Raw genomic sequence first — 24,968 nt, 5'->3', positions numbered from 1 at the left:
GGAGGGGATCGTTATGGAGCTGCAAAGAGGTATTGCGTTTGTCAAAAGAAGGGTCGGTACCAGGTTTAGTCTGTTTGCCAAAATGAACGGTCTTATTATCATTTTGTTCATCCCGATCATTATCGTATTTACATATTCCAATAGAATCGCATTCGATGTTATAGGCAAAGAGCTGCAGGTTTCTAATATTAAACAGCTCTCTTTTCTATCTAGCCAAATTGACTCAAGGATCAATCAGATGATGGACTTTGTCATGACCTTTTCGAAAGATCCGAATGTTCAGAAATTCAATGGATTAAACATCTGGGAAGATCGCTATGATCGCATGCAGACTAGATATGCGGTTCAGGAAAAGATGGTGCTGCAGTCCGGTATTATGAACATATGGCCGGTTAAATACACGGTATATTCCCAACAGAACAAAGAAGCCATTTCTAATGCCATCAGAACGTCCGAGTACGATGAGAATTATTTGAAAAGGAATATGACCGGAAAATGGACTTATGGGGATGGTGAAACGGTGCCTAAAGGTGATCCGAAGTCCTTCTATTGGTTCTATACGGATTCTTTCGGCCAACAGGATACGCTTAGTGGAAGTAATTTGGTGGTTGAAGCCAGCTTTGGTCATGAAAATATTCAAAATATGCTGGACACTTATAAGGCAGGCGGTCAAGGAGATCCTTTCTTTTACCACAAGGGAGAGACTCCTATTCTGAATCGCAGCGCGTCCACGCAGCTATCAAGTGACCTCATCCATTATTTGGACGGGCAGTCTCTGGCAGATACGATGCAGAAGGTCGTGAGATTAGAAAATAAAAATTATTTGGTTAGTGCTGTGAAATCTCCCCTATTGGACTGGCATCTGGTTGACATTGTTCCATTGGATCAAATCTTGGGTCCGATATCGTTCAGCCGCAATCTATTCTATTTATCGATGGTCTTGCTTTTTGTAGTCGGTATTTCTTCCTCCGTGCTGCTTTACCGAAACGTTCAACGTCCGATTAGAAAGCTGATTCGCGGATTACAGAGCGTGCAGCGTGGGGATTTTTCAGTAAGGATCAACGCCAATGCACATAATGAGTTTTCTTTTCTGTTTTATCGATTTAATGATATGTCTCAGCAAATTCAAGGTTTAATTGAAAACGTGCTCAATGAGAGACTACGGGCCAGGGATGCGACTTTGAAGCAATTGCAGGCACAAATTAATCCGCATTTTCTTTATAACTGCCTAGGCTACATTGTTAACATGGCCCAGATGAAGAACGAAGAGGCTGTCGTTTCAATGGCGTATAATCTGAGCGCATACTACCGTTACACGACTCGAATGGAGCGGGAAACGGCTAGTCTCGACGAAGAAATTCGACTGATCATCAACTATCTGGACATTCAGAAACTGCGTAACGGCAGAATTGAATATCATATCGATATACCCGAAGAGCTGATGAACCAACAAGTTCCGCGCTTGCTGCTGCAGCCGATTGTGGAAAATGCAGTCATTCATGGGGTCGGGAAATCGTATTCATCAGGTGAAATTCGAATCAGCGGCGAGATTGTAGGCGGCTACTGCAGGATTTATATCGATGACGATGGTCCCGGTATGACGGAGGATCAGCAAAAAGCTTTAAATCATAAAATGCGGGAGCCCTTACAAGAGAAAATGGGCTGCGGCCTTTGGAATACCAACCAGCGGATCATTCACCAATTTGGTGATAACTCTTATCTCTATTTCACGAAATCGCTTCTAGGGGGATTTCGAACAGAGATTATTTGGGAAATAAGCTCTGGAGAAGAACATCGCCATCATCCCTTCATACAAGGAGACATGTAACATGCAAATGATCATAGTAGACGATGAAGCTCACTGGGTAGACAACCTATCCATGCACAAACCTTGGCATACACTCGGCATTGAACAGGTTCATAAAGCTTATTCTGCGCATGAGGCGCTTCAAATTCTCGAGACGCATCCTATCGATATTGTCATATCAGATGTTCTCATGCCCGAAATGACCGGCATAGAGCTGATAGAGCGAATCCGTATGTTTGATAAAAAAATAAAATGCATTATTTTATCCGGTCATTCCGACTTTGAGTTTACGAAAGAGGCCGTCCGGCACCAGGCAGTGGACTACCTGCTTAAACCACCGACCGACAACGAATTGTTTGACGCAGTCAAGGCTGCGATTGATCAATTGAATGCGGAATGGGAAAGCATCAGCTCCTATGAGCGCACCCAATACACCCTTCGTGAAAACTTGCCGCTTCTTCGTGGCCAATTGCTTCTTGACGCCTTCCGGGGTCATCGCATGTCCGCCGACGAATGGAGTCGGAAGCTGGAGAATTACGGGTTACCGTTCCGTTATGGTGACTGTGCCCTCCTACTCGTCCGAATGGAGGAAGAATTCGGGCAATATAAAAACAATGGGCAGCAGTTGATGGAATATGCGATCATCAATATGGCTGAAGAGATTATTGGAGAATTTACCGAGGTCTGGGGTGTTAAGGAGGAGCATGGGTATCTTGCCTTTCTGCTTCAGCTCAAGGAAGATCATTCTGACGTTGGGAAAGAAACTATTTTAGAAAAGCTTGCCATGCAGCTTCAGTATAAAGTGAAGCAGTTCTTGAAAGGATCTCTATCCATCGTGATTACGGAGTGGTTCCAATTTCCGGACCAGTTATCGGACTATTATAAGCAGGCTTCGGCCTATTTCCGGCAAATTGTAGGAGATGAACGGGAGTTCGTCATGCGGGTTGGTGACTTCGAGCAAAACGTTTCGAAGGGAACCTTGGACGCTATCCATATGCCTCCAACATTGATTAACCTGCTCGAGGTTGGACGTTGGGATGCGGCGGAGGATAAACTAGGGACCGTGTTCGCGGAACTTGATGAGAGATGGTCCGAATCCTGGGAGCACTGCATGGAGGCTGGATTTTCAATCGCTTCTTCCTTCACGCATATAGCGCATCGGAATGGCTACACGTTGGCCAATTTAATTGGACCAGAGATTGATCCCTTGCAGAGCGGAGAGGCCTTCTCCTCCATTAGCAAGCTTAGAAAGTGGTCTCTTGGCGTGCTTGGCAAGCTAAAAGAGAATGCATCGAATGAAATCAAAGATATACGATCTCTGTATGTGAAGAAAGTCCAGGATTTTGCGGAGAAAAACCTTCATCTGGATGTATCGCTGCGTGCGCTTGCAGACCATGTTAATTTGCATCCGACACATTTATCCAAAATTTATAAGATTGAAACCGGTGAAGGAATAAGCGATTACATGTCCTCTCTCCGAATGGAGCGTGCTTGTCATTTGCTAAGGACAACCGACAAAAAGGTTTATCAAATCAGCATGGAAGTCGGCTATTTGGATCCAGCTTACTTTATCAAAGTGTTTAAACGTCAGTTCGGTGTAACGCCGCAAGAATTTAGAGACGGCGTATAATTGCCTAACAAAGTCTTACGGAAACTAAAATAATCCTATAGATACCTTCCCCAATAAGTTGGTAGAGTTAGCATGTAGTAATCTTACATCGTAGGGGGAAAACAAAAATGAGTACATTCAAAAAATCATGGCTGCTGCTCGTGGCCACTTCACTCATCGTAGTCTCGGCTTGTAGTTCAAAGACCGGTGAGACTGGAAAACCAGACACTACCGGTTCGAAAGACGTTGCTGCATCCGATGCTGGATTCACCAAAGGCAAATACGATCCGCCAATTGAGATTAGCACCGTCGTCATGTTTGCCCCGCCAAAGAAGTACGTCAAAGGCGACACCAAAGAAAACAATGTCCACGATCGTTGGATGCTGGAGACGCTAGGTATTAAGCACAAAGATACCTGGTACCCTGCCGGCGGGGATCAATATAAGCAAAAACTTCAGCTTGCTATTGCTTCCGGTGAGAAACTGCCAGATTTTGTATTTGTACCAACTGACCCCGTACTAACCAACCAATTGATCGATTCCGGCCAGTTTGTTGCCATTGATACGTTGTTTGATAAGTACGCAAACAAAACTTGGAAAGACCATGCCGCTCAACATCCAGAACTATGGTATCCTTTCACGCGAAATGGCAAGAAGTACAACCTGCCAATTCTGGAATATACCGACAATGACGATACGATGTTATGGCTCCGGGAAGATTGGATGGAGAAGCTGAATCTTACGGCTCCTAAGACGATCGCAGATTTAGAGAACGTGATGGATAAATTCAAGAATCAGAACCCGGACGGGCTTGCTCCTAAGGACGTCTATCCGCTCGCGATTTCCTTGAAAAACAATACGAACACATGGATGGGCGGACTTGATTGGCTGTTCGGGGCATATGGATCCGTTGAGGAGCAATGGAATAAAGATGCGAATGGCAATCTTGAATATGGTTCTATCAATCCGGGGGCCAAGAAAGCGCTAGCGAAGCTTCAAGAATGGATGAACAAAGGCTATATCCATCCTGATGCAGCTTTGTGGGACGAGGGTAAATCTGCTGAGATTTGGACAAAAGGAAATGCAGGTGTATTGCCTGGAGCAAACTGGGTTCCTGATTGGCCGGCTCCGGATTTAATCAAGAACGTAAAAAATTCAAAATATAAAGCCTATCCGGTTCCCGCGGGTCCAGATGGACTGGCAGGCACGAAATGGCAAAACTCTGGCGTGAACAGCAGCTTTATGATTAATAAAGATGCTAAGCACCCAGAAGCAATCTTCCTGTATTACAACTACATGCTTGACAACTTGGCCAACCCTCCAACCGGCAGCAAATTCGAAAACGGATTTGCCCAAGGCTATGATTGGGACATCGTGGATGGAAAACCGACCAGTGATAAAGACAAAATCAAGGACTTCAGCAATGACTTCACATTCATAACTGGACCAGCGCGGATTCCGGACCTGTATATGAAGACGCTGGTTAAACTTGCAGACGGCAAAAAGCCAGAAACTCCTTATGAGAAGCAGATCGCGGATTTCCGCAAACCTGAAAACTGGTATGCTGCGAAAGTCGTCATGTCACAAATGGACATTCGCAAGCAAAACTATTTCACCGGTGCGGCGACACCGACCATGATTTCGAAATGGAACCTTCTGCGTCAGTCTGAAATGGAAACATTCAACAAAATCATCTATGGCAAATTGCCGGTCAATGCTTTTGACGAATTCGTCGCCAGTTGGAAAGCTAATGGCGGTGATCAGACAACGAAAGAAGTCAACGAGTGGTTCACGTCTGTAACCAAAAAATAAATACTGGAGTAAGAAAACTACGATTTTAAAACGGGCGAAAGCCCGTTTTTTTACGTCCTATTTGAGCAATGTAAGAATGAATTCTACAGAATTATTCATAAATGATCGATCAGGACGTGATTTCATCATGACAGTAAGCCCGATTAACGATACGACCAGTGTCTGGGCTAAGGCTAATGCATTCGTAGTGTTATCAAGCTCACCTGATCGTATGCCTCGCTCAATCGTTTCTTGAAAAATAGCGGATAGATACATCTGATGCTCTCTTGTGAGTATTTCAAATTTGGCATCGTGAGGTGCAAGTTCCACCATCGTATTCAGGCAAAAACATCCCCGATTGGGCCCCTCCTCATATTCTTCAGCCACTATACTTTCAAAATAAGAACGAAATGCTTCTTTCACGGATGACTTTTTTTGAAGTCGAGCTCTAACATTAGAAGCGTGAAACTGCGTATATTTTCGAAGCGCAGCCTCAAATAGTTCCTTTTTGTCACCAAAGGCAGAGTAAATGCTTGGTCGCTGGATACCCATTTTGGATGTCAGATCGCTTAACGAGGTTGCTTCGAATCCTTTTTCCCAAAATACATGCATAGCTGCGTCTAACGCCTTTTGTTCATCAAATTCACGGAGCCTCGCCATGTTAACCCCCTCTTTCCATAACGATCAGTATGATATTATTTTATAATTCCCAACATTAAAATGTCAAATCATTGACAAACAGAGCCCTTTGTCTTATATTTTTCAACATAATAACGTACTGATCAGTATGTTATATAAATAACTAAATTCAACCAAGGAGAGTGAACAATGGAGAAGCTTGAAGAAAAAATGGTAGTTACTATCGGGGATGCAAGCGGTCTAGAAGTGAAAACAGTACGAAGCGAGTCCGACGTATCCGAATCGGATTTCAAATCATCACTTTCACGCTCGGTCACGCTGTTGTTAGCAATCGCCAGTGGGCTGGCTGTCGCCAACATCTATTTCGCACAACCGTTACTCGACATTATAGCTAAGGAGTTCGGCATCAGTCATTCGTTCGTAGGCATAATTATTACAATCACTCAGATTTGCTATGCTTTGGGACTTCTATTTCTCGTACCGCTTGGCGATCTACTTGATCGACGTCGCTTGGTTGTCAGTATGCTGCTAGTCTCCGTCTTAGCGCTATTCACGGTAAGTATAGCACCCACAAGCGCTGTACTTTTGGGAGGTATGGCTGTGGTAGGACTGCTTGCCGTAGTGGTACAGGTGCTTGTGGCGTTCGCTGCAACATTAGCTGCGCCGACTGATCGTGGCCGTGTGGTTGGCTTGGTGACAAGCGGTGTCATGATCGGCATTCTGATGGCGCGTACCATCGCTGGCGTACTGACAGATCTCGCTGGATGGCGTGCCGTCTATTATGTCTCTGCAGGAATGACACTTTTAGTGGCTATCGCTTTATTTCGTATGCTGCCACAGCACGATAAAGTAAAAGCTCCTCTACCCTATCCGCAATTGTTGCGCTCCGTGTTCACCATGTTCATTCAAGAACCAATACTGCGCATACGAGCCGTCATCTGTTTGTTGATCTTTATGGCGTTCAGCATATTATGGACTTCGATCGTACTGCCGCTCAGCGCACCGCCACTCTCCCTTTCACATACCGTAATCGGGTCGTTCGGCCTAGCAGGTGTTGCCGGAGCTATAGCAGCAGTGCGGGCTGGGCATCTGGCCGATCGTGGATTAGGCCAGAGAACAACCGGTATAGCTCTCGTTCTGCTTCTAGGATCATGGTTGCCTATAAGCTTTACCGAACACTCACTGTGGGCATTAATCGTCGGAGTTGTCGCACTGGATCTAGCGGTGCAGGCGGTTCACGTCACCAATCAGAGCATGATTTTGAACGTACGTCCAGAGGCGCGCAGCCGTCTCACTGCTGGTTACATGATCTTCTATTCTATCGGCAGTGCCGTCGGTTCAATTTCCTCAACTGTCGTTTTTTCATACGTAGGCTGGATCGGCGTATGCTTGCTGGGCGCCTCAGTAAGCGCCTTAGCCCTGCTATTTTGGTCATTGACCCGGCGCCTAATGCCTACGTCTTAGAAACTTTTCAACCTTAGGAATGAAACATAAAACCCGGTTCCACTGCCTATCAGCAGCAGAGCCGGGTTTATCATGCCGTAACTGGCGATCATGTCAAAGTGGTCTCCTATCTATTGGTTTTTTTTATATTCTGTCGGCGTAAACCCGGTATAAGCTTTGAACAACTTGCAAAAATAACGATAATTGTCTACGCCAACAGCCTCCGCCACCTCATATATTTTCATCGTTGTCTGCGTCAGTAGTTCTTCGGCCTTCTTCATTCGGTACCGGTTTAAATAATCGGTAAAATGCTCACCCGTTTCTTGCTTGAACAATTGCCCCACGCCCATTGCGGTTGGGACGCTGAAATCCAGCTGCTCAATGCCTCGCCGGAATATCCAGGTATCAAGAATGTCACCAACGTCGTACACCCTGGCGTTGAGAAAAATGTACACCTGATCGAAGCCTGCATCCAGAATATGTCCGATTCGCAAAATGATCATCAGCATGAACACATCACGGATGCCGGGGAGTGTAACATGCCACATTTGACGCCCTCTGCCTGCTCCATCCATAACAGCCGCCTCGTACAGCTCTGGATTGATCGATGACAAGGCTGCCAAATAAATGATCGCCCCGAAGCCCGTGTTTTTCCAGATGTCCGTTATCAACAGCATCGGCCGGAACGCATTGGAATTCGTCATGACGTCGATACTGCCCCAGCCCATATCACGAAAAAGTGTCGTCACCAAACCTGATCCTGGCGCAAAGAACGAGAACACAAGGCCGTAGACGATAATCCACGACAAGAAGTGCGGACCATATGTGATTGTCTGGACGATCCGTTTGAACCAATTGACCCGTACCTCGTTCAGTAGTAGTGCAAGGATAACGTCTGGAAACATATTGAATAAAATCCGGTAAGTGCTTAACAATACCGTGTTTTTGAGCAGTAGGGGAAATTCAGGCGTGTTAAAAATTTTACGAAAATTGTCCAGCCCTATCCAGTCGCTACCCCAGAAGCCTTTGATCAGGTTGTAGTCCTTGAAAGCAATAACTAAGCCGACCATCGGCGCGTAATGAAACACCAGATAATAGAGCAGCCCCGGCACTGTAAGTATGTAAAGCCAGCGATACTTTGCAATCGTCCGCCAAAAACCGCGCCTTGCATCTTTGGGCGGTACGACAGTTTGTCCCGTTATGGTCAACTTGCTGGCTTGCATGAAATTCCCCCTTCTCCGGTGCGATCCGGTATTATTATTTCAGTTGTGAAGCGCTTACAAATACGATCTACAAATTATTATAGGTGTGAATCAGAACCGAAAATAGCACCGCATTTCAATAAAATGTCCAAAAATTAAAGAACTGAGCACGCTTGCATCGACTGGTAGTTGATGTCAAATCTGTGTTAACGCAGGATATTAAGAGGTAAACGGTAGCAAATTGTCGAAAATATATATCATGCTTGAATGACAGCTTATCTAAAGGTCATGATTTGAGGAGATGAACATATGTTACTGTTGAAAGGACAAAAAATTGATATCACAAAAGGAACAAATCTGTCTAATCTTAGCCTGCAATTCGGGTGGTCATCGTCAGTTGACGCAATGAACATTGACGCTGCCTGTTTTATGTTATCGGATAATAACCGATGCGAACGGGATGAGGATTTTATATTTTACGGTAATTCGTCTGCACAGAGCGGAGCAGTGAATCATAAACAATTAGATGGCATAGACAAGGAATCAATCAGCATCTCTTTATCCAAGCTCCCGAGTAGCGTTGCGAAAATGGCTTTTACCCTAACGATTCACGAGGGCGAGAAGCATGGACATATGATGAAGGATATATCGAACTCCTATTTACGACTCGTTAATGCCGATAATGGTGAAGAAATATTCCTGTTTGAATATGGTTCAGATCTTTCCAAGGAGACAGCAATTGTAGTCGGCGAGTTATATAGGCACAATGGGGAATGGAAATTCAACGCAATTGGAAGCGGATTTTATGGAGGATTAGAGGCATTATGCACGAATTTCGGACTTGAGATCGCAGAGGAAGTCGAACAAGAAGTTGCTGCAACAGCGGAGAAAACGATCTTAACATCTATCGATTTACGCAAGAAAATCGTTCAGATCACATTGGAAAAGAAGAAGTTGACCAACTTTACCGCCATAGTAGGCTTAGTTCTCGATATCTCAGGATCGATGCAGACGTTGTATAAGAACGGAACGGTTCAGGAAGTGGTTGAGCGCATACTGGCTGTCGCTTGTAAGTTTGATGATAATGCGACGCTAGACGTTTGGATCTACGACAATGAATTCAGCAGGTTGCCTTCCGCTACGGAGGATGATTTCGAGCACTATGTGCAGAAGCAAATTATGAATAACAAGACGATACATAAGTTTGGCCGAAATAATGAGCCGCCCGTCATGCAGGACGTGATTCGTAAATATACGGTTGAAGAAGACTCCTCCATCCCCGTATTTATGGTATTCATCAATGACGGTGGAGTCGTAAAACCCATCAAGAAAGTCATCACCGAATCTGCTGTACAACCGATTTTTTGGCAATTTGTAGGCATTGGCGATTCTGATTTTGATGTACTGAAGCAGTTGGACACGATGGAAGGACGAATCGTAGATAACGCTAATTTTATTCACATTGAAGATATTGCTTCGATTTCCGATGAAACGCTATATAATCTTCTTTTGAATGAATTCCCGTTATGGCTTAAAGAGGCAACGGCCAAAAGAATTATTCGGGTTTAAAACACAAGGGGCTGTCCCAAGAGTGAAAAATAAATTAGAGGGACAGCTTCTTAATGGATATATGCATCCATCTATCTATGGTAGGCTTCCCGCTAGTTCAATGTTTAGCTCATTTCAGCCACTTTAGCGGCTTGTCGTTCCGTTAAGAACAACGATGACCAAAAAGGAGCTTCCCCTATTGGCGGAAGTCCTTATGGATACGTGTAACCATCCTTAAGCTAGATACCCCTCAAGTTTATAGCCCATTTGGGACAGCCCCTTAATAGCTGCGAATGAAATAACCAGTTTGCTTTGTAAAGACATTCGGAATGAATTCACGGTTCGTTTCAATTGAATTCTCCTCATATGCCTAAAATAGATTCATGAATTCAATCTTATACGGAACATGTTAAATGTCTTCTGGATGAAATGTTTAATTACTATTAGATTCCCGTTAGATATTTAACAAGCATTGCGTAAATTGTTAAGACACGTTTGGAGAGCAAGAGGGTACGGATCAATTGGGACTATAACTGTGAATCTTCTGCCCCACCCTAAAACTGATGAAGGCAGCCGCTAACCCGAGCGCTACAATGATGCTTGCCATCCATGGATGATAGTAGACAGTCGAAGTCGCGTTCGCCATAACTCCCCCCGCTCCAGCTCCCACTGCTAATCCCAAATGAATGATTGATGTATTCAAACTGAGAACGAGATTGGATGACAGCGGCGCTTGTTGAATAAAATACGTTTGGATAGCTGGACCGGTCACGAACATGGAGAACACCATAAGGGCGATTAACATTAAACTGATAACTAATGATTTTACAAAAAGAGGCAGTAGGGCTAGAACTGCTACATGAACGATTATACTCAGTGTAATGACGCGAGCCGCTCCCCATCTATCAACACCATAACCGCCTAAACGAGAACCGATAGCTCCAAAAATACCGAATACAAACATGACGATGCTTATATTGGAGGCCTTCAAATGTAGAACGTCTTGTATAAATGGCGTTAGATACGTAAATAAAATCGAATTACCCGATTCCCTAAAAAAGGTGAGGAACAAACCGCTGACGATAACGAGACTACCCAACACTTTAAATTGTTGCTTGAATGGAACCGGTGCATCCCCCTCGATCTCTGGAAGAAGGCGGAAGATTACGAATGTAATGACCAGGCTGAATAAGCCTAGAATAATGAAAATGGCTTGCCAACTCCACCAGTTGGTAATGGCAATTCCAATCGGGACCCCTAAGATCATAGCGCTGCTAAACCCAAGAACGATTGTGCCGATCGCACTTCCGAGTTTCTCAGCAGGCACTAATTTGGCGACCGCTCCAAACACTACGACAAGATAAACGCCTGCGCTTACCCCAAGAATAATACGAGAAACCATTAAGACCGAAATCTCTGAACTCCCAAAAGAAGCCAGGCAACCCAAGATAAATACAGCCAGTGAGCCTAGCAGCACTTTCCTGCGCCCCATCCGTGAAGTAAGTGACACCACAATGGGGGTTCCAATCGCAAACGCTAGAGAATAGGCTGTAATTAGCTGCCCCGCAAGAGCGATAGAAATGTTTAAATCTTCAGCGATGACATGAAGGATTCCGGCAACAACGAGCTCGGAGGTCGCCGTTAGAAATACCCCTAGGGCAAGGATGTAGATAGACAGTCGATTCATTCGATTCATTCCTTTCTTCTATTCCTTGATCGTTTTATTGAAGTATAATAAGGTTACGAAAATAATGTAAGAAGGCAAAGTATTTGGACATTATCCAAGTATTTTGACTAACTAACTATAAGTAAGAAGGTGAAGACACATGGAACCTCCACAAGAAGAAGTGCATGACTTCTCTAACATCTGTTCCGTATTGACCATACTTGGTGCGAAATGGGCGTTCCTTGTGATCGCGGAGCTATCTAAAGGCACGAAACGATTTAAACAGCTTCATAGAGATTTAGTGATCGTGAAGACACAATCCTTAACGGATGTGCTGCGGCATTTAGAGCAGAACGGGATTGTTCTACGTCAAGTAACTCCTACTGTACCCATCATGGTAGAATATTCATTGACGGAAAAAGGAATTGATTTTCAGACTGCTCTCAAAGAAATGGATAAATGGGCCAAGAGATGGGAAAGCAATAACATTAACCCAAATTCGATACAATTGAAGTGAAAGGTGTGATAGATTGAACGTCCTTCTTTTCGGAGCTACGGGCATGGTTGGACAGAGCGTGCTGCGGGAATGCCTTCTCGATCCTCAAGTTCATAGCGTGCTAGCCGTAGGTAGAAACACCACCGGTCAGAATCATTCCAAATTGCATGAACAGGTACAAGCTAATCTTCTGGATCTAACTGACATTGAGCATAAACTGTCGGGCTTCGATGCTTGTTTTTTCTGCCTTGGTGTCTCTTCCGCGGGTATGAGCGAAGACCGCTATCGGGCAATAACCTATGATATTACCATGCATGTTGCTGAGACATTAGTAAGATTGAACCCTAACATGTCGTTCTTCTATGTAACAGGAATGGGAACCGATAGTACGGAAAATGGCCGCAGTATGTGGGCACGGGTGAAGGGAAAAACGGAGAATGATTTGCTTAAACTTCCTTTTAAGGCGGCTTACATGTTCCGTCCAGGAGGTATTCTTCCATTGCACGGCGTCAAGTCCAAGACTAAACTGTACCAGAGCATTTACACCATATCGAAACCTCTCTACCCTTTGTTAGAAAAATGGTTCCCGAATTCGATTACGACTTCAGAAAAGATCGGACGCGCAATGATCAAAATTGCCAAGCAAGGTTATCCAAAATCAATCATTGAGGGCCGTGATATCAATCTCATTTGAGAAATTGGCAAAGATGAATATCACATAAACGTGGAGCTGTCGTTCCTCTCATTCGATTTCTAGCGTAGATTTCCCAAAATAAAGAATCGACGTTCCGCTAAACTAGCGGCCGGGTGACTTTCCCTTGGAATTGTGCCCCTAAGTGAATATATATCCTTTCGGGACAGCCCCTTTCGTTGTTAAATTTCAAATATGATCACGAGAGGAGAAGATCATGATTACCGCTGATGAAATTAGAAGCAACGTGCTGTCTTTACCTGAAACGGAAGAACATGACCATTGGGAAAAACCTTCCTTTCGTATACGCAGCAAAATTTATGCGGTTATCCAACCTGATGGTGTCTCACTCGTGATTAAAACGACCAAAGAGGATCGAGCGGCTTATACCGCGATGGATCCTGATGTTTATCAGTTACCAGACAGCTTCCAAAACTTAGCGTTCATGATTATTCGAATGGATCGTGTCGATCCTGAGGAATGTCGTAATATGCTTACGCTGGCTTGGAGCCTTGTAGCCCCTAAGAAAGTCGTTAAAGCTTTTAATGAAAAAGAGCAAGAGTTAAAACAAGATTAACTTACATAAACAGCTGCTTAACGCTTGGGTTCCCAAGCGTTTTTTATTGTTTGCATAGTCAATAGCCTATTGACTGCGAATTGAAAATGATTTAAGCTACACATATGATTTATCGATGAATGAATTGTTCATTTAAAAATAAAGAGCGAGGTGCACGAATGAATAAAAAACATTTAGTTTGGGATCTGCTCCTAAGAAAGCCAAATCAGCGTAAAAATGCTAAGAGGCTTATCTTCCATGCGCCAAATGGCATCGCCCAGGAACGATTCGTTCAAATTGGCGGCATTGATCAATGGATCACCATTCGCGGCGAAGATCGCAGTAAGCCCGTCCTGTTCTTCATACATGGCGGTCCCGCATCAACTTATACCGTCTTCACTCCATTGCTGCGTTCATGGGAGAAGCACTTTACCGTCGTCCAATGGGACCAGCGCGGTGCAGGTAAGACATTCCGCAGGAATGGTGTGAATGGGAGTGGAGAAATTACTTTTGACAGCCTCGCACGTGATGGGCTCGAGGTTGCCGAATTCCTATGCAAGTATCTCAATCAAGAAAAAATTATTCTTGTTGGCAGCTCTGTAGGTAGCTGTATAGGTGTCATGATGGTTAAGCGCCGACCAGACCTCTTCCATGCCTATGTCGGGACTGATCAGAACGTCGGCCCAGATCCGGATCATCTGTCGTATCAGATGACACTGGAAGGACTTCGCGCTGCGGGGAACATTAAGGGCTTGCTGGCGATCGAGAGAATTGGTCCCGATTCCTCGAAGTGGAGCCGCAAGGACTTCGATGAAAGGAACAAGTGGATCATTAAATCTATTACTACGGTTCCTAATATGATTATGGACATCATGCTGCCTGCTATTCTGTCGTCGCCGGGCCACACCGTACGTGATATTATAGATATTTTCAAAGGCATGAACTTCTCCTTGGACTTACTTTTTGATGAACTCATGGCCTTTGACGTCCGCAACCTCGGGTTGGAATTTGACATACCATTCTTCATCTTCCAAGGTGATACTGACGCCATAACACCAACTGCACTAGCCCAAGCCTATTTCGATGATATTAGAGCTCCTCACAAAGAAATGGTTCTTATGCATAATGCTGGCCATCTCGCTGCTTTTGCTCGGTCAGAGCAATTTCTAGATGAACTTAGGAGGAGGATTAGTCCGCTTATAGACTCGGCAAGCAAGAAGGATGATGTTTCACTTCAACTTGAGAAGCCTATATAATAGGTTTAATGAAATGACATTATGCAGATCGGAGATTGACGACCATTGTCCCCATTAAATGAACAACAATTGACTCAGATTCGTGATGATCGCAGAGAACAAATTAAGAAAGCCGCTCTTACCGTATTTGCCCACCATGGAATCGCAGGAACTAAAATGAGCATGATCGCGGCAGAAGCTGGCATCAGTCAAGGCCTCTTCTACCGTTACTATAGCTCCAAGGACTCGCTATTCACTTCTCTCGTTCAAGAACTTATGGAAGAAGCAGGCAAGGAAATTGCTTACATTGCTCAAATACCTGGCACTCCCGTGGAACAAATTAAAGCGTTGACTCAAGGAATGTTGGATGAAGACAATAAGCATGCTTTCATGCTTATTCAACAAGCACGAAAAACGGATGATGTACCCGAAGAGGTTAAGCAAGCCCTTGAACAGCATTCCCCGAAAGTTCTTATTGATCAGCTAGTCCCTATTTTTATCAAAGGGCAGCAAGCTGGAGAATTCTCTGAAGGTGATCCCCGGGAACTGTTATCATGGTATTTTAACATCATCAATAGTCTGATTATGCAAGAACAAGAATATGAAGAATATGGGTTTCCAAGCGTGGATATTCTTATGCGGATTATTACGAAATAAAGCTCCTCTTTGCCATACCAATTGACATTGAAAAAGAGGAATGTTATAAAGATAGGGATGGCACTCGAAGACTGAGAGTGCTAATAATCATCTCTGACTAATTTCTACATATTTGAAAGGAGATCTCCCATTGGAAAAGAAACAGTTTCAAGCTGAATCCAAACGCTTATTGGAAATGATGATCAATTCGATTTATACGCAAAGAGAGATATTTCTAAGAGAGCTTATCTCCAATGCCAGCGATGCTATCGACAAAATTTACTACAAAGCTTTAACCGATGACACGTTGGTTTTTGACAAAGATAGTTATTTCATTAAAGTCATTGCCGACAAAACGAATCGCACACTCACACTGCGTGATACTGGTATTGGTATGACGAAGGAAGATTTGGAGAATAACCTGGGGATCATTGCGAAGAGCGGATCTTTGGCCTTCAAAAAAGAAAATGAAGCAAAAGACGGTCACAATATCATCGGCCAGTTCGGTGTTGGCTTCTATTCAGCGTTTATGGTTGCTGATGTCGTAACCGTAATTAGCAGAGCTTTAGGCAGCGATGTTGCTTACAAGTGGGAGTCCACAGGCGCTGATGGCTACACGATCGAAACGGCGGAGAAAGACGCAGTAGGCACGGAGATCATCCTGAAAATTAAGGATAATACGGAAGATGAGAACTTCGATGAGTTTTTAGACGAGTATCGTTTAAAAGCGATTATTAAAAAGTACTCCGATTTCATTCGTTACCCTATTAAAATGGACATTACCGGAAAAAGGCTGAAAGAAGGCAGCGAAAGCGACTTCGAGGATTACCAAGAAGAGCAGCATGTCAACAGCATGGTTCCCATCTGGAGAAAAAACAAAAGTGAATTGACTCCGGAAGATTACGAGAAGTTCTATCACGAGAAACATTACGGCTTCGACAAGCCGCTCAAACATATTCACGTTAGCGCAGATGGCGCTGTGGTCTATCAAGCTATCCTCTTTATCCCTGAAAATATTCCTTTTGACTTTTATTCCAAAGAGTATGAAAAGGGCTTGGAGCTCTACGCCAATGGCGTATTGATCATGAACAAATGTGCGGACCTGCTTCCTGACTATTTCAGCTTCGTTAAAGGTATGGTTGATTCAGAAAGCCTATCGCTCAATATTTCCAGAGAAATGCTGCAGCATGACCGTCAATTGAAGCTGATTGCCAAAAACATTTCAAGCAAGATCAAAGGCCAGCTGCAAAGCCTGCTGAAGGACGAAAGAGAGAAATATGAGCAATTCTACAAATCCTTCGGCCGACAGCTCAAATTCGGTGTCTACAGCGATTACGGAAGCCATAAGGACGTCCTGCAGGATCTATTGATGTTCCACTCCTCCAAGGAGAAAAAGCTGGTTACGTTGGACGAATACGTGGCAAGAATGCCGGAAGATCAGAAGTACATTTACTACGCTTCTGGAGAATCGATGGAAAGAATCGATAAGCTTCCACAAACAGAGCTCGTCACAGATAAAGGCTATGAAATTTTGTATTTCACTGATGATATCGATGAATTCGCGATTAAAATGATCATGACCTACAAAGAAAAAGAATTTAAATCCGTTTCAAGCGGCGATCTTGGTATTGAAGTGGATGACAACCAAACGGAAACCGATGCTGAAAAAAATGACAACAAAGAGCTTTTCGATTATATGAAAGACTTGTTGTTAGGCAAGGTTACAAATGTAAAAGCATCCAAGCGTCTTAAAAAGCACCCTGTGTGCTTATCGACAGACGGCGATGTGACGATCGAAATGGAAAAAATCTTAAATGCGATGCCGAATAATCCTAACGTGAAGGCTGAGAAGGTATTGGAAATCAACGTCAATCACGAAGTATTCGCTTCCTTAAAAGACGCTTTTGACAAAGACAAAGAGAAGCTGAATCTTTATACGGCCCTGCTCTACAATCAAGCGCTCTTAATTGAAGGATTGCCTCTTCAAGATCCGGTTGAATTCACGAACGATATCTGCAAAATCATGGTTTAATATGATTAAAGCACTACAACTATTACGTTGTAGTGCTTTTTTTATAGGATCAACCACTCTTATAGTCGGGAAAGGTTTCCTTTACCTCATATTGTTTCTTCGAATCCGAGTTTGCATACACATAAGCCAATAAGCGATCTTGATCAATTCCGAGAGAGCTAGCAACTTTTACGATATCTAATTCATAAGAAATGCTTGGAATTTGATTGGACTTGACGGACATATGCTTCAACCATCCTTCGAATAATGTAATTAATGGAAACTCAATCCGTAAATATGATATAGTTTTCTTACAAACATAAATCGGTCGATAAAGGCAAAACCACTGAAAAGTGGCGACGCAAAGCTAAAGGGACTAAAATGGCATTCGATGAATGTCCAAAATGTCAGCCAGCTACCGCCTCCGTCCGATTCATGTAGAAAGACTAGGAGGAAAAAAAAATGATGGGAAAAATTACGGTGGATGGTAAAATGAGTTTGGATGTACAGCAATTGATTGATAACTTGCACCTTCCAGAAAATGATCTTTTGGACATGTTCTCCTTTAAGTTTGATAACAACGTTTTAACCCAAGATGAAGCTATTCGGTTTATTCATTTTCTCAGAAGTGAACTGGACAAACGCACTCAATAAAGGAATTATGCACGAAAGCATACAAAAATACAGTCGGTTGATGTCTAAAGATTTACTTTTTTCAAATAAATTTTAATCGCACGATTGTTGATATCATGGGAAAAAATGAGAAAAGACAACGGGAATCCCGCTGTCTTTTTCTTATTTTTTGTCATATTTAGTTATTATTTATCCCGGAGAAGTCCGGTGTCATGCTTTCCCAATATTTGCGTTAACTCCTTCAGGAACATATTAATGTCCTTAAACTGTCGGTATACGGAGGCAAAGCGAATGTACGCCACTTCATCGACGGGGTACAGCTGTTCCATGACGATTTCGCCAATGCTTAAACTATCCACTTCAGCATGAGCTGTGGTGCGAAGCTGCATTTCCACTTCAGATACCATCATCTCAAGCCTCTCCATCGATACCGGGCGCTTCTCACAAGCTCGAATCAAGCCCCTTAATATTTTCTCTCGACTAAATTCTTCCCTACTTCCATCTTTCTTAATCACGATTAACGGCGTTTCTTCCACCATCTCAAATGTGGTGAATCTTCTCGCGCATTTCTCACATTCACGACGACGACGAATTGATTTGTTTTCATTGGCTGAACGTGAATCAAGAACTTTCGTACCGGAATAGTCACAGAACGGACACTTCATTCGCTATCTCTCCTTTCTCTTCTTTGATCTATTACCATATGTTACATGTCATGAACTTGAGAGATATGCACACAATACTATTACCAAACGACAAGGAGGTGAACAGACATGGGCGCAGGACAATCCCGCAGCAGCAATACATTAGTCGTTCCTCAAGCTAACGCAGCGTTGGATCAGTTGAAATACGAAGTAGCTCAAGAGCTAGGTATCGCCATCCCTCAAGATGGATATATGGGCAATATGGCTACTCGTGATGCTGGTTCTATTGGTGGTAACATCACTCGTCGACTGGTACAAATCGCTGAGCAATCCTTGGCTGGTCAATTCAAGTAATCTTGAATCCTAGCTACTGAAGCTCAAAAACAGGAAGTATTGGACTCTAAGCCCCCAAAAGGAGCTAGTCCAATGCTTCTTTGTTTTTGAAGAGGCAACCTAATCCTTATTTACCCCATTGCTGAGAATAAAGCTTCGTGTATTTTTCGTAATAATAGAGCACCCGCTGTACATAATGACGTGTTTCTCCGAATGGAATTTGATTAATATGCTCTTCTGAACCATCCCAAATGTCATTTTGCTTCCATTTATTCACATTCCCTTGACCTGCATTATAAGCCGCAATCGCATAAATTAAATTACCATTATAATGCTTCTTTAGCCAGCTCAAATACCAAGAACCAAGATTAATATTTACGTCCACTTTTAATAAATCTTCCTGCACATGAGGCCCTAAATTCGTAGATTCTACAATCCACTCTGCTGTGTCTGGCATAAGCTGCATAAGGCCTAATGCGCCTTTTCTTGACTCCAAATGATATTTGTAATTCGTCTCAACCTTAATAATCGCAGCAATTAAAAATGGATCTATATTGTGTTTCGCCGCGCTCTGCCTAATTTCCTGCTCAAAGTAGATCGGGTACAGCTTTCTTCCGATAAAATCACTATTCATAAAGAGAACCAAGACAAAAAAGATAAGAAGCAGGGCAAAAACTCTTTTTTTACGTAAAAAGGTCATGAAAGCCCCTTCTCTAGCCAAAACCGCTCCACTTCAGCGTTAGTTTCTTCCCATGTACCACTGTTGTCAATGACAACATCCGCGAATTTACGTTTCTCCTCAATGGACATCTGAGCATCAATGCGATTATTCGCCGCACTTTCCGCCAGTCCATCTCGCTCTATAAGCCGCTCCAACTGGACTGGACGTGGTACATAAACAACCATAACTTCTTGAAACATGAAAGATAAATTAGATTCGATTAATAACGGGACGTCGACCACAACAAGCTTGTCTGGAAATTGCCGTTCATAGGCTTCCATCTGTTCACGTATTTGTGCACGAATTGGCGGATGCAGAATACTTTCCAGCTGCTTGCGTGCCTCGGTATTACCAAAAATGATCTCGCCAAGCTTCTTGCGATGAAGTGAGCCGTCAGCCTGAAGAACGGCTTGTCCAAAATGTGCAGCAACCTGTTCAAGAACAGGGCTGCCGGGCTCGACGACATCGCGGGCTATGGTATCCGCATCTACTAATAGGGCGCCGCGGCTAACCAGCATGGCGCTAACCGTGCTTTTGCCGCAAGCGATTCCTCCTGTTAACCCGATATTCATGGGCAAATCTCTCCTCGTTTGCGTGCTACAACATTTTCAAAAGACCCATAATAATGAGTACACATCCCGGAAGTACAGATAGTTTCTTCATCCAATTCATCTCCGCATACCGTAAACCAAACCGCAAACCTAATGCAATAAATGAACCACTTGATATCGAAATGACGGTAGCCGTTAACAGTGGAACGAAACCGATTAATGCTGCGCCAATGCCTGCACCGAACGCATCCAATGATAGCGCCAAACCAAGCAGTGTAGCCTCTGAAGCCGAAATATTACCCGATTTGTCAACGTCTGCAATGGATGGTGTTCGCAAAATTTGAATAACAAGTCCGAAGCGTTTCAGCTCGATATTCAGTATTTCCTTCGTTCGCTGCAAAGTATCAAACGCGAGAATCTCTCCAGAACCAGGATGCTTACCCTCTTGTGAAGGAAGAACACCGCTTATCGATGCTTGATCTAAAGATGCGACTCCCCCTCGTTCCTGATGCTCTTGAGGCTTTTGTTGTCTCGTTTGAGCTAATGCCCAGATGCCAATCCCAATCAAGATGAGAGCACCGATACGCTTAGCTACCAAGGGAGACATGAAGGACGACATCAGTACACCGATCTGCATCGAGCTGTAGATAATGATACCAGACCAAAGCGATATAATCCCAATGGATAGGAGCGGAATTCGTATTTTACGTAATCCATACATCACACCGACGCCGAAGCCGTCCAAAGAAACTGCGAAAGCAAGAATAAGTAGTGAAACTACAGGAAGCATAATACCCCTCCTAAGAGTTTTACCTAGAAACTAGCTTGTAAGCCGTTTGTCTAGGCTAAGTACTCCATATCATATGGGGAGGGGAGGCTTCACGTGCCTATTTCTCTGACTTCTTTCGGATTCTAGTCTGCTTTAACGGTTGACAGGTTGGGCAAATATGCGTTCCTCTGCCGCCAACGACGGTTTTGTAGATCTCACTCCCGCATGTTTTACAGGGTTGAGACTGTCTGCCATAAATGTTCAGTTGATGCTGGAACAAGCCAATTTCGCCTTGTCCATTCACATACGATTTGATGGAGGATCCTCCAACTTCAACCGATTCACGAAGCGTACGAATAATAGCTGAGTGAAGGAGTACGAGTTCCTTCTTGCTCAGCGAGGAGGCTTCGCGTTCTGGATGAATACCAGCCAAGAAAAGGGACTCGTCTACATAAATATTCCCGATACCCACGATATATTCTTGATTCAGCAGCAGCGGTTTAATCTTCGTCGAACGATGAGCGATCCGGTCTTGGAAAGCCTCGAAGGTGAAGCTTTCATCAAGCGGTTCAAGTCCGAGCTTATGGAGCGGAGGCTGCGTCAGGTCTTCGCCTTTGGGGAACAGATGCATCGTTCCAAATTGTCTAACATCCTTATAGCGGAGCTCGCTGCCATCAGTGAAGCGAAACAAGACATGGGTGTGCAGCTCCAACGGATCTTCACCATCATACAGACCGTACCGTCCTTCCATCCGCAGATGTGAAACCATAACGTAATCGGTAAGTATGAAGCGCAGAAATTTCCCTCTGCGTTCTATCGTCTCAACCGTCTGGCCTTGCAGTAGAACCTCAAACATATGAATATCGTCCGGCTTTTGGATGATGCGAGGCAGTCTGACCTGAACATGTTCAATCGTTTTACCGGTGATTAGATTGTTCAGCGTTCGTCTGACCGTTTCGACTTCGGGTAGTTCAGGCACGGATGTTCACCTCTTTTTGTGTTGTTGATTGGCCGAGCGGGCGAGAAGGAGAGGCCGAGAGTGCCGAATGGCTCTCTCAGCGGCTACATTCACCGGGTTGATCAGCTGCTGAGAGGAACGAAATGTTCCTCTCAATGTGACGATTAACACATCTGAGCCATGTTTAACGCTGAAGAACATGCTTAATCTTAATCGGGGGCCACAGTTTTAAGTACAGTGCATCCTACTTAGCATCGTACCACGTAAGGCCGAAGTCAACATCCGCGCTCAGCGGGACGTCCAGCTTTAGGGCTGCAGCCATGACTTCCGGTACTAAGCTGCGCATGGTCTCAAGTTCCTCTTCTGGGACTTCAAAGACGAGCTCATCGTGTACTTGAAGCAGCATGCGGCTCTTGAGTCCGTCTTGTTTCAAACGGTCGGCCATCTGGACCATGGCTAGTTTAATGATATCTGCCGCCGTACCCTGTATCGGCGTGTTCATAGCTGTTCGTTCAGCAAAGGAACGCAGATTAAAGTTCGATGCCGTGATCTCGGGAAGATAGCGGCGGCGTTGCAGCAAGGTCGTGACATAACCGTCCCTGCGAGCATCCTTCACGATTTCATCCATATATTTGCGAACCCCTTGGAAAACAGCAAAATACTGTTCAATGAACTGAGCTGCATCCCTGCGGGTAATGTCTAAGTTCTGGGACAAGCCGTAGTCGCTGATGCCGTAAACGATCCCGAAGTTGACGGCTTTGGCCTGACGGCGCATGTTCGCGTCGACGGCGCTCTCTTCCACCCCGAAGACGTCCATGGCCGTCTTCGTGTGGATGTCCATATTCTGAAGGAACGCTTCCTTCAGATTGTCATCCTGCGAGATGTGCGCAAGCACGCGCAGCTCGATCTGCGAGTAATCCGCAGCAAGAATGTACCATCCAGGCTCGGATGGAACGAATACCTTGCGGATCTTACGACCTTCCTCCAGACGAATAGGAATATTCTGGAGGTTCGGGAACTGGCTGCTGAGCCGGCCCGTGGCGGCAATAGTCTGCCGGTAATAGGTGTGCACCTTACCGGTCTCCGGCCGCACCTCTTTGAGCAGCCCTTCGACGTACGTCGATTGCAGCTTCGCGAGCGACCGGTAGTTCAAAATCTCCCCTACGACTTCGTGGTAGGGCGCAAGGCGCTCAAGTACCTCGGCATCCGTCGAGTAGCCGGTTTTGGTCTTCTTCCAAGCTGGCAGCCCCAGCTTCTCGAACAAGATCTCGCCAAGCTGCTTCGGCGAGTTGATGTTGAACTCTACGCCGGCGAGCGTGTAGATGCGGGTCATGATCGCATCCAGCTTGCCTGCAAGCTCCACGCCGAAGGCTTTGAGCCCCTCGGCATCCAGCGCTATGCCGCGCAGCTCCATCTCTGCGAGCACGCCCGCGAGAGGCAGCTCCAGCTCGTAGAAGAGGCTATGCATCTCGCTCTTCTCCAACTCTTCGCGTAGCACCGGCACGATGCGTGCAATGGCCATCGCTTTGCGACCCAAGTGGTCGCTAAGCGCATCAAGCTCAGGCAAGCGAAACTTCGCCCCCTTGCCGAACACTTCCTCGTCGGTCTTAACGCCCGGCAGGCTGTACTTGCCCGTCAAGCCGCTCAAGCTAAGATTCGACTCTGTCGGATCGAGTAAGTAAGCGGCCAGCAGAGCATCGAAATCCACACCTTTGAGGTGGATGCCTTGCCAAGCCAGCACCAGCTGGGCACGGTGTTGGTCGAAGAGCTGCTTCTTCTTGGTATCATCGCTTAGCCAAGTGCGCAGCGGCTCGCCCGCTTCGCTCTTCAGCAGCGCTAAGGGCACGAAGTAAGATGTATTCGTTTCCCCATCATACGTAAACCAGACAACGCCAACCCCCACAGCTTGATGGGGATTTTCCCCAACAGCCTCAACATGGATTGCTGCGTTATCGCCTATTTTGCCAATCAGTTCTTCCATGTTGTCTTCCGTTACAACAACCGCATCCAAACTCTCGACAACTTGTTCCTCATCCACACTGCTTGGCCCGAAATCCATCTTCTCCAAGAGGGATTTGAATTCCAGCTTGCGGAACATACTGGATAAAGCTTGTCCATCAAAGCCATCGTAGCGGAAAACATCCCACTCGGTTTCCATCGGCACTTCGCGGAAAATCGTCGCGAGTTCTTTACTCATGATGGCACTTTGTGCATGTTCCTCGACTTTTTCTTTCATTTTGCCTTTGAGGCTTGATGCATTAGCAAGCACTTCTTCCACGGAACCAAACTCATGTAACATCTTGAGTGCCGTTTTTTCCCCAACACCCGGAATGCCAGGAATATTATCTGACGTATCGCCCATCAACCCTTTAAGGTCGATAATTTGTGCAGGCGTGAGCCCGTATTTCTCTTTTATTTCTGCAGGATTATAAAGATCAACTTCGCTAATTCCTTTACGTGTGATCGCAACGGTCACATGCTCGGAAGCCAGCTGCAGCATATCCTTATCTCCCGAAACGAGAAGCACCTTCTCGCCTCTTACATCGGCAGCCTTGGTCAAGGTTCCAATAATATCGTCAGCCTCATAGCCTGTCAGCTCAAACTGTGGAATCTTGAAAGCTTTAAGCAGCTCTTTGATCAGCGGAAACTGCTCGGAGAGCTCAGACGGCGTTTTGGCACGCCCACCCTTATATTCCGTATATTCTTTATGTCTAAATGTTATTTTCCCTGCGTCGAACGCAACGAGAAAATGCGTAGGCTTTTCTTCTTCTATTAATTTCAGCAGCATCGTTGTAAATCCATAAACCGCATTCGTGTGTAAACCACTAGAATTACTGAGCAAAGGTAAAGCATAAAAAGCTCGATTCGCGATAGAGTTACCATCAATAATAATAAGCTTATCCATAAGTTCGCACCCCGATTTTTGACATACTTCCTTCATCATAGCATACGAAATTAAAATAAAAAAACGGTTCCGCACATAAACTGTATGGAATCCATTATTCAATGGGCCGGTCTTCAGAAGGAGGT

General features: G+C 44.8%; 23 protein-coding genes, 1 pseudogene and 1 riboswitch. Of the genes and pseudogenes, 14 read left to right on the top strand and 10 right to left on the bottom strand.

All coding sequences use genetic code 11. From position 1 onward, the window contains the following. Positions 1-13: 13 nt before the first annotated feature. The 3 genes from AC58UU_RS01320 (at position 14) to AC58UU_RS01310 (ending at position 5,227) form a co-directional block, all read left to right on the top strand. Positions 14-1,828: a sensor histidine kinase gene (locus AC58UU_RS01320; RefSeq protein ID WP_497312276.1), complete on the top strand. Its 1,815-nt coding sequence runs from the start codon at positions 14-16 to the stop codon at positions 1,826-1,828. A 1-nt stretch (position 1,829) separates the two neighbouring features. Continuing rightward, positions 1,830-3,437, top strand: a complete 1,608-nt coding sequence (locus AC58UU_RS01315; RefSeq protein WP_497312274.1) for a response regulator transcription factor — start codon at positions 1,830-1,832, stop codon at positions 3,435-3,437. 107 nt (positions 3,438-3,544) lie between these two features. Continuing rightward, positions 3,545-5,227: a type 2 periplasmic-binding domain-containing protein gene (locus AC58UU_RS01310; RefSeq protein ID WP_497312273.1), complete on the top strand. Its 1,683-nt coding sequence runs from the start codon at positions 3,545-3,547 to the stop codon at positions 5,225-5,227. A gap of 57 nt (positions 5,228-5,284) precedes the next feature. Here AC58UU_RS01310 and AC58UU_RS01305 read toward each other — a convergent pair whose 3' ends face one another. Continuing rightward, a complete protein-coding gene (locus AC58UU_RS01305; protein ID WP_497312271.1) occupies positions 5,285-5,866 on the bottom strand; it encodes a TetR/AcrR family transcriptional regulator in 582 nt (193 codons plus the stop codon). A gap of 168 nt (positions 5,867-6,034) precedes the next feature. Between AC58UU_RS01305 and AC58UU_RS01300 the strand changes: the two genes are divergently transcribed. Next, the gene (locus tag AC58UU_RS01300) at positions 6,035-7,309 is read left to right on the top strand and encodes an MFS transporter (RefSeq protein WP_497312269.1); all 1,275 of its coding nucleotides are present in this window, start codon (positions 6,035-6,037) and stop codon (positions 7,307-7,309) included. Positions 7,310-7,419: 110 nt separating this feature from the next. Here AC58UU_RS01300 and AC58UU_RS01295 read toward each other — a convergent pair whose 3' ends face one another. Beyond that, on the bottom strand, positions 7,420-8,511 hold the full coding sequence (locus tag AC58UU_RS01295) for a helix-turn-helix domain-containing protein (RefSeq protein ID WP_497312267.1): 1,092 nt from the start codon (positions 8,509-8,511) through the stop codon (positions 7,420-7,422). 288 nt (positions 8,512-8,799) lie between these two features. Between AC58UU_RS01295 and AC58UU_RS01290 the strand changes: the two are divergent. Both AC58UU_RS01290 and AC58UU_RS01285 read left to right on the top strand, forming a co-directional pair. Beyond that, positions 8,800-9,315: pseudogene (locus AC58UU_RS01290) on the top strand (TerD family protein); the annotation flags it as partial. A 21-nt stretch (positions 9,316-9,336) separates the two neighbouring features. After that, a complete protein-coding gene (locus AC58UU_RS01285) occupies positions 9,337-10,059 on the top strand; it encodes a vWA domain-containing protein (RefSeq protein ID WP_497313122.1) in 723 nt (240 codons plus the stop codon). Positions 10,060-10,555: 496 nt separating this feature from the next. Here AC58UU_RS01285 and AC58UU_RS01280 read toward each other — a convergent pair whose 3' ends face one another. Further along, on the bottom strand, positions 10,556-11,725 hold the full coding sequence (locus AC58UU_RS01280) for an MFS transporter (RefSeq protein WP_497312265.1): 1,170 nt from the start codon (positions 11,723-11,725) through the stop codon (positions 10,556-10,558). Between the two features lie 139 nt (positions 11,726-11,864). On the opposite strand from AC58UU_RS01280, the gene AC58UU_RS01275 reads away from it, so the two are divergent. From AC58UU_RS01275 to htpG, 6 genes are all read left to right on the top strand, one after another. Then, positions 11,865-12,221 (top strand): winged helix-turn-helix transcriptional regulator, encoded by a 357-nt coding sequence (locus tag AC58UU_RS01275; protein WP_497312263.1) that lies wholly within the window; start codon positions 11,865-11,867, stop codon positions 12,219-12,221. 13 nt (positions 12,222-12,234) lie between these two features. Next, complete coding sequence (locus AC58UU_RS01270; protein ID WP_497312261.1) at positions 12,235-12,894, top strand: NAD(P)H-binding protein; 660 nt, start codon at positions 12,235-12,237, stop codon at positions 12,892-12,894. 214 nt (positions 12,895-13,108) lie between these two features. Next, positions 13,109-13,468 carry an MmcQ/YjbR family DNA-binding protein gene (locus tag AC58UU_RS01265; RefSeq protein WP_497312259.1) on the top strand — a complete coding sequence of 120 codons (360 nt, stop codon included), beginning with the start codon at positions 13,109-13,111 and terminating at the stop codon, positions 13,466-13,468. 158 nt (positions 13,469-13,626) lie between these two features. After that, complete coding sequence (locus AC58UU_RS01260) at positions 13,627-14,703, top strand: alpha/beta fold hydrolase (RefSeq protein WP_497312257.1); 1,077 nt, start codon at positions 13,627-13,629, stop codon at positions 14,701-14,703. Between the two features lie 45 nt (positions 14,704-14,748). Next, positions 14,749-15,339: a TetR/AcrR family transcriptional regulator gene (locus AC58UU_RS01255; RefSeq protein ID WP_497312255.1), complete on the top strand. Its 591-nt coding sequence runs from the start codon at positions 14,749-14,751 to the stop codon at positions 15,337-15,339. A gap of 130 nt (positions 15,340-15,469) precedes the next feature. Beyond that, positions 15,470-17,350, top strand: coding sequence for a molecular chaperone HtpG (htpG, locus tag AC58UU_RS01250; RefSeq protein ID WP_497312253.1), 1,881 nt, complete (start codon positions 15,470-15,472; stop codon positions 17,348-17,350). A 49-nt stretch (positions 17,351-17,399) separates the two neighbouring features. On the opposite strand, the gene AC58UU_RS01245 is transcribed toward htpG, so the two are convergent. Further along, positions 17,400-17,573, bottom strand: a complete 174-nt coding sequence (locus AC58UU_RS01245) for a hypothetical protein (protein ID WP_261301978.1) — start codon at positions 17,571-17,573, stop codon at positions 17,400-17,402. An 82-nt stretch (positions 17,574-17,655) separates the two neighbouring features. Continuing rightward, a riboswitch (cyclic di-GMP riboswitch) is annotated at positions 17,656-17,752 on the top strand. 39 nt (positions 17,753-17,791) lie between these two features. Between AC58UU_RS01245 and AC58UU_RS01240 the strand changes: the two genes are divergently transcribed. Further along, positions 17,792-17,983, top strand: a complete 192-nt coding sequence (locus tag AC58UU_RS01240; protein WP_171690126.1) for a hypothetical protein — start codon at positions 17,792-17,794, stop codon at positions 17,981-17,983. A gap of 164 nt (positions 17,984-18,147) precedes the next feature. Here the strand turns inward: AC58UU_RS01240 and nrdR are convergent, their stop codons facing one another. Continuing rightward, complete coding sequence (gene nrdR / locus AC58UU_RS01235; protein WP_029199331.1) at positions 18,148-18,627, bottom strand: transcriptional regulator NrdR; 480 nt, start codon at positions 18,625-18,627, stop codon at positions 18,148-18,150. Between the two features lie 108 nt (positions 18,628-18,735). Between nrdR and AC58UU_RS01230 the strand changes: the two genes are divergently transcribed. Next, positions 18,736-18,960 carry an alpha/beta-type small acid-soluble spore protein gene (locus AC58UU_RS01230; protein ID WP_090817514.1) on the top strand — a complete coding sequence of 75 codons (225 nt, stop codon included), beginning with the start codon at positions 18,736-18,738 and terminating at the stop codon, positions 18,958-18,960. 106 nt (positions 18,961-19,066) lie between these two features. Here the strand turns inward: AC58UU_RS01230 and AC58UU_RS01225 are convergent, their stop codons facing one another. The 5 genes from AC58UU_RS01225 to polA form a co-directional block, all read right to left on the bottom strand. Next, entirely contained in the window at positions 19,067-19,639 is a 573-nt protein-coding gene (locus AC58UU_RS01225) for a lytic transglycosylase domain-containing protein (RefSeq protein WP_497312250.1), read from the bottom strand. Then, positions 19,636-20,232: a dephospho-CoA kinase gene (gene coaE, locus AC58UU_RS01220; protein WP_497312248.1), complete on the bottom strand. Its 597-nt coding sequence runs from the start codon at positions 20,230-20,232 to the stop codon at positions 19,636-19,638. The genes AC58UU_RS01225 and coaE overlap by 4 nt, the downstream gene beginning before the upstream one ends. Before the next feature lie 25 nt (positions 20,233-20,257). Continuing rightward, positions 20,258-21,001, bottom strand: a complete 744-nt coding sequence (locus tag AC58UU_RS01215) for an MntP/YtaF family protein (protein ID WP_497312246.1) — start codon at positions 20,999-21,001, stop codon at positions 20,258-20,260. Positions 21,002-21,098: 97 nt separating this feature from the next. After that, positions 21,099-21,959: a DNA-formamidopyrimidine glycosylase gene (gene mutM, locus AC58UU_RS01210; RefSeq protein ID WP_497312244.1), complete on the bottom strand. Its 861-nt coding sequence runs from the start codon at positions 21,957-21,959 to the stop codon at positions 21,099-21,101. Between the two features lie 223 nt (positions 21,960-22,182). After that, positions 22,183-24,843, bottom strand: coding sequence for a DNA polymerase I (gene polA / locus AC58UU_RS01205; RefSeq protein ID WP_497312242.1), 2,661 nt, complete (start codon positions 24,841-24,843; stop codon positions 22,183-22,185). Positions 24,844-24,968 lie beyond the last annotated feature (125 nt).

The organism is Paenibacillus sp. JT22N1 (assembly GCF_059692155.1).
Note: the sequence above shows the minus strand (reverse complement) of the source record. Positions and strands in the feature narration are given on the sequence as shown.

Bases quoted from the DNA above. Each gene is read 5' to 3' on its own strand.
- coaE (WP_497312248.1), bottom strand. From the start codon at position 20,232: ATGAATATCGGGTTAACAGGAGGAATCGCTTGCGGCAAAAGCACGGTT.
- AC58UU_RS01230 (WP_090817514.1), top strand. From the start codon at position 18,736: ATGGGCGCAGGACAATCCCGCAGCAGCAATACATTAGTCGTTCCTCAA.
- AC58UU_RS01320 (WP_497312276.1), top strand. From the start codon at position 14: ATGGAGCTGCAAAGAGGTATTGCGTTTGTCAAAAGAAGGGTCGGTACC.
- AC58UU_RS01265 (WP_497312259.1), top strand. From the start codon at position 13,109: ATGATTACCGCTGATGAAATTAGAAGCAACGTGCTGTCTTTACCTGAA.
- AC58UU_RS01305 (WP_497312271.1), bottom strand. From the start codon at position 5,866: ATGGCGAGGCTCCGTGAATTTGATGAACAAAAGGCGTTAGACGCAGCT.
- AC58UU_RS01300 (WP_497312269.1), top strand. From the start codon at position 6,035: ATGGAGAAGCTTGAAGAAAAAATGGTAGTTACTATCGGGGATGCAAGC.
- AC58UU_RS01275 (WP_497312263.1), top strand. From the start codon at position 11,865: ATGGAACCTCCACAAGAAGAAGTGCATGACTTCTCTAACATCTGTTCC.
- AC58UU_RS01215 (WP_497312246.1), bottom strand. From the start codon at position 21,001: ATGCTTCCTGTAGTTTCACTACTTATTCTTGCTTTCGCAGTTTCTTTG.
- AC58UU_RS01310 (WP_497312273.1), top strand. From the start codon at position 3,545: ATGAGTACATTCAAAAAATCATGGCTGCTGCTCGTGGCCACTTCACTC.
- AC58UU_RS01315 (WP_497312274.1), top strand. From the start codon at position 1,830: ATGCAAATGATCATAGTAGACGATGAAGCTCACTGGGTAGACAACCTA.
- nrdR (WP_029199331.1), bottom strand. From the start codon at position 18,627: ATGAAGTGTCCGTTCTGTGACTATTCCGGTACGAAAGTTCTTGATTCA.
- AC58UU_RS01260 (WP_497312257.1), top strand. From the start codon at position 13,627: ATGAATAAAAAACATTTAGTTTGGGATCTGCTCCTAAGAAAGCCAAAT.
- AC58UU_RS01280 (WP_497312265.1), bottom strand. From the start codon at position 11,725: ATGAATCGACTGTCTATCTACATCCTTGCCCTAGGGGTATTTCTAACG.
- AC58UU_RS01295 (WP_497312267.1), bottom strand. From the start codon at position 8,511: ATGCAAGCCAGCAAGTTGACCATAACGGGACAAACTGTCGTACCGCCC.
- AC58UU_RS01225 (WP_497312250.1), bottom strand. From the start codon at position 19,639: ATGACCTTTTTACGTAAAAAAAGAGTTTTTGCCCTGCTTCTTATCTTT.
- polA (WP_497312242.1), bottom strand. From the start codon at position 24,843: ATGGATAAGCTTATTATTATTGATGGTAACTCTATCGCGAATCGAGCT.
- AC58UU_RS01245 (WP_261301978.1), bottom strand. From the start codon at position 17,573: ATGTCCGTCAAGTCCAATCAAATTCCAAGCATTTCTTATGAATTAGAT.
- AC58UU_RS01240 (WP_171690126.1), top strand. From the start codon at position 17,792: ATGATGGGAAAAATTACGGTGGATGGTAAAATGAGTTTGGATGTACAG.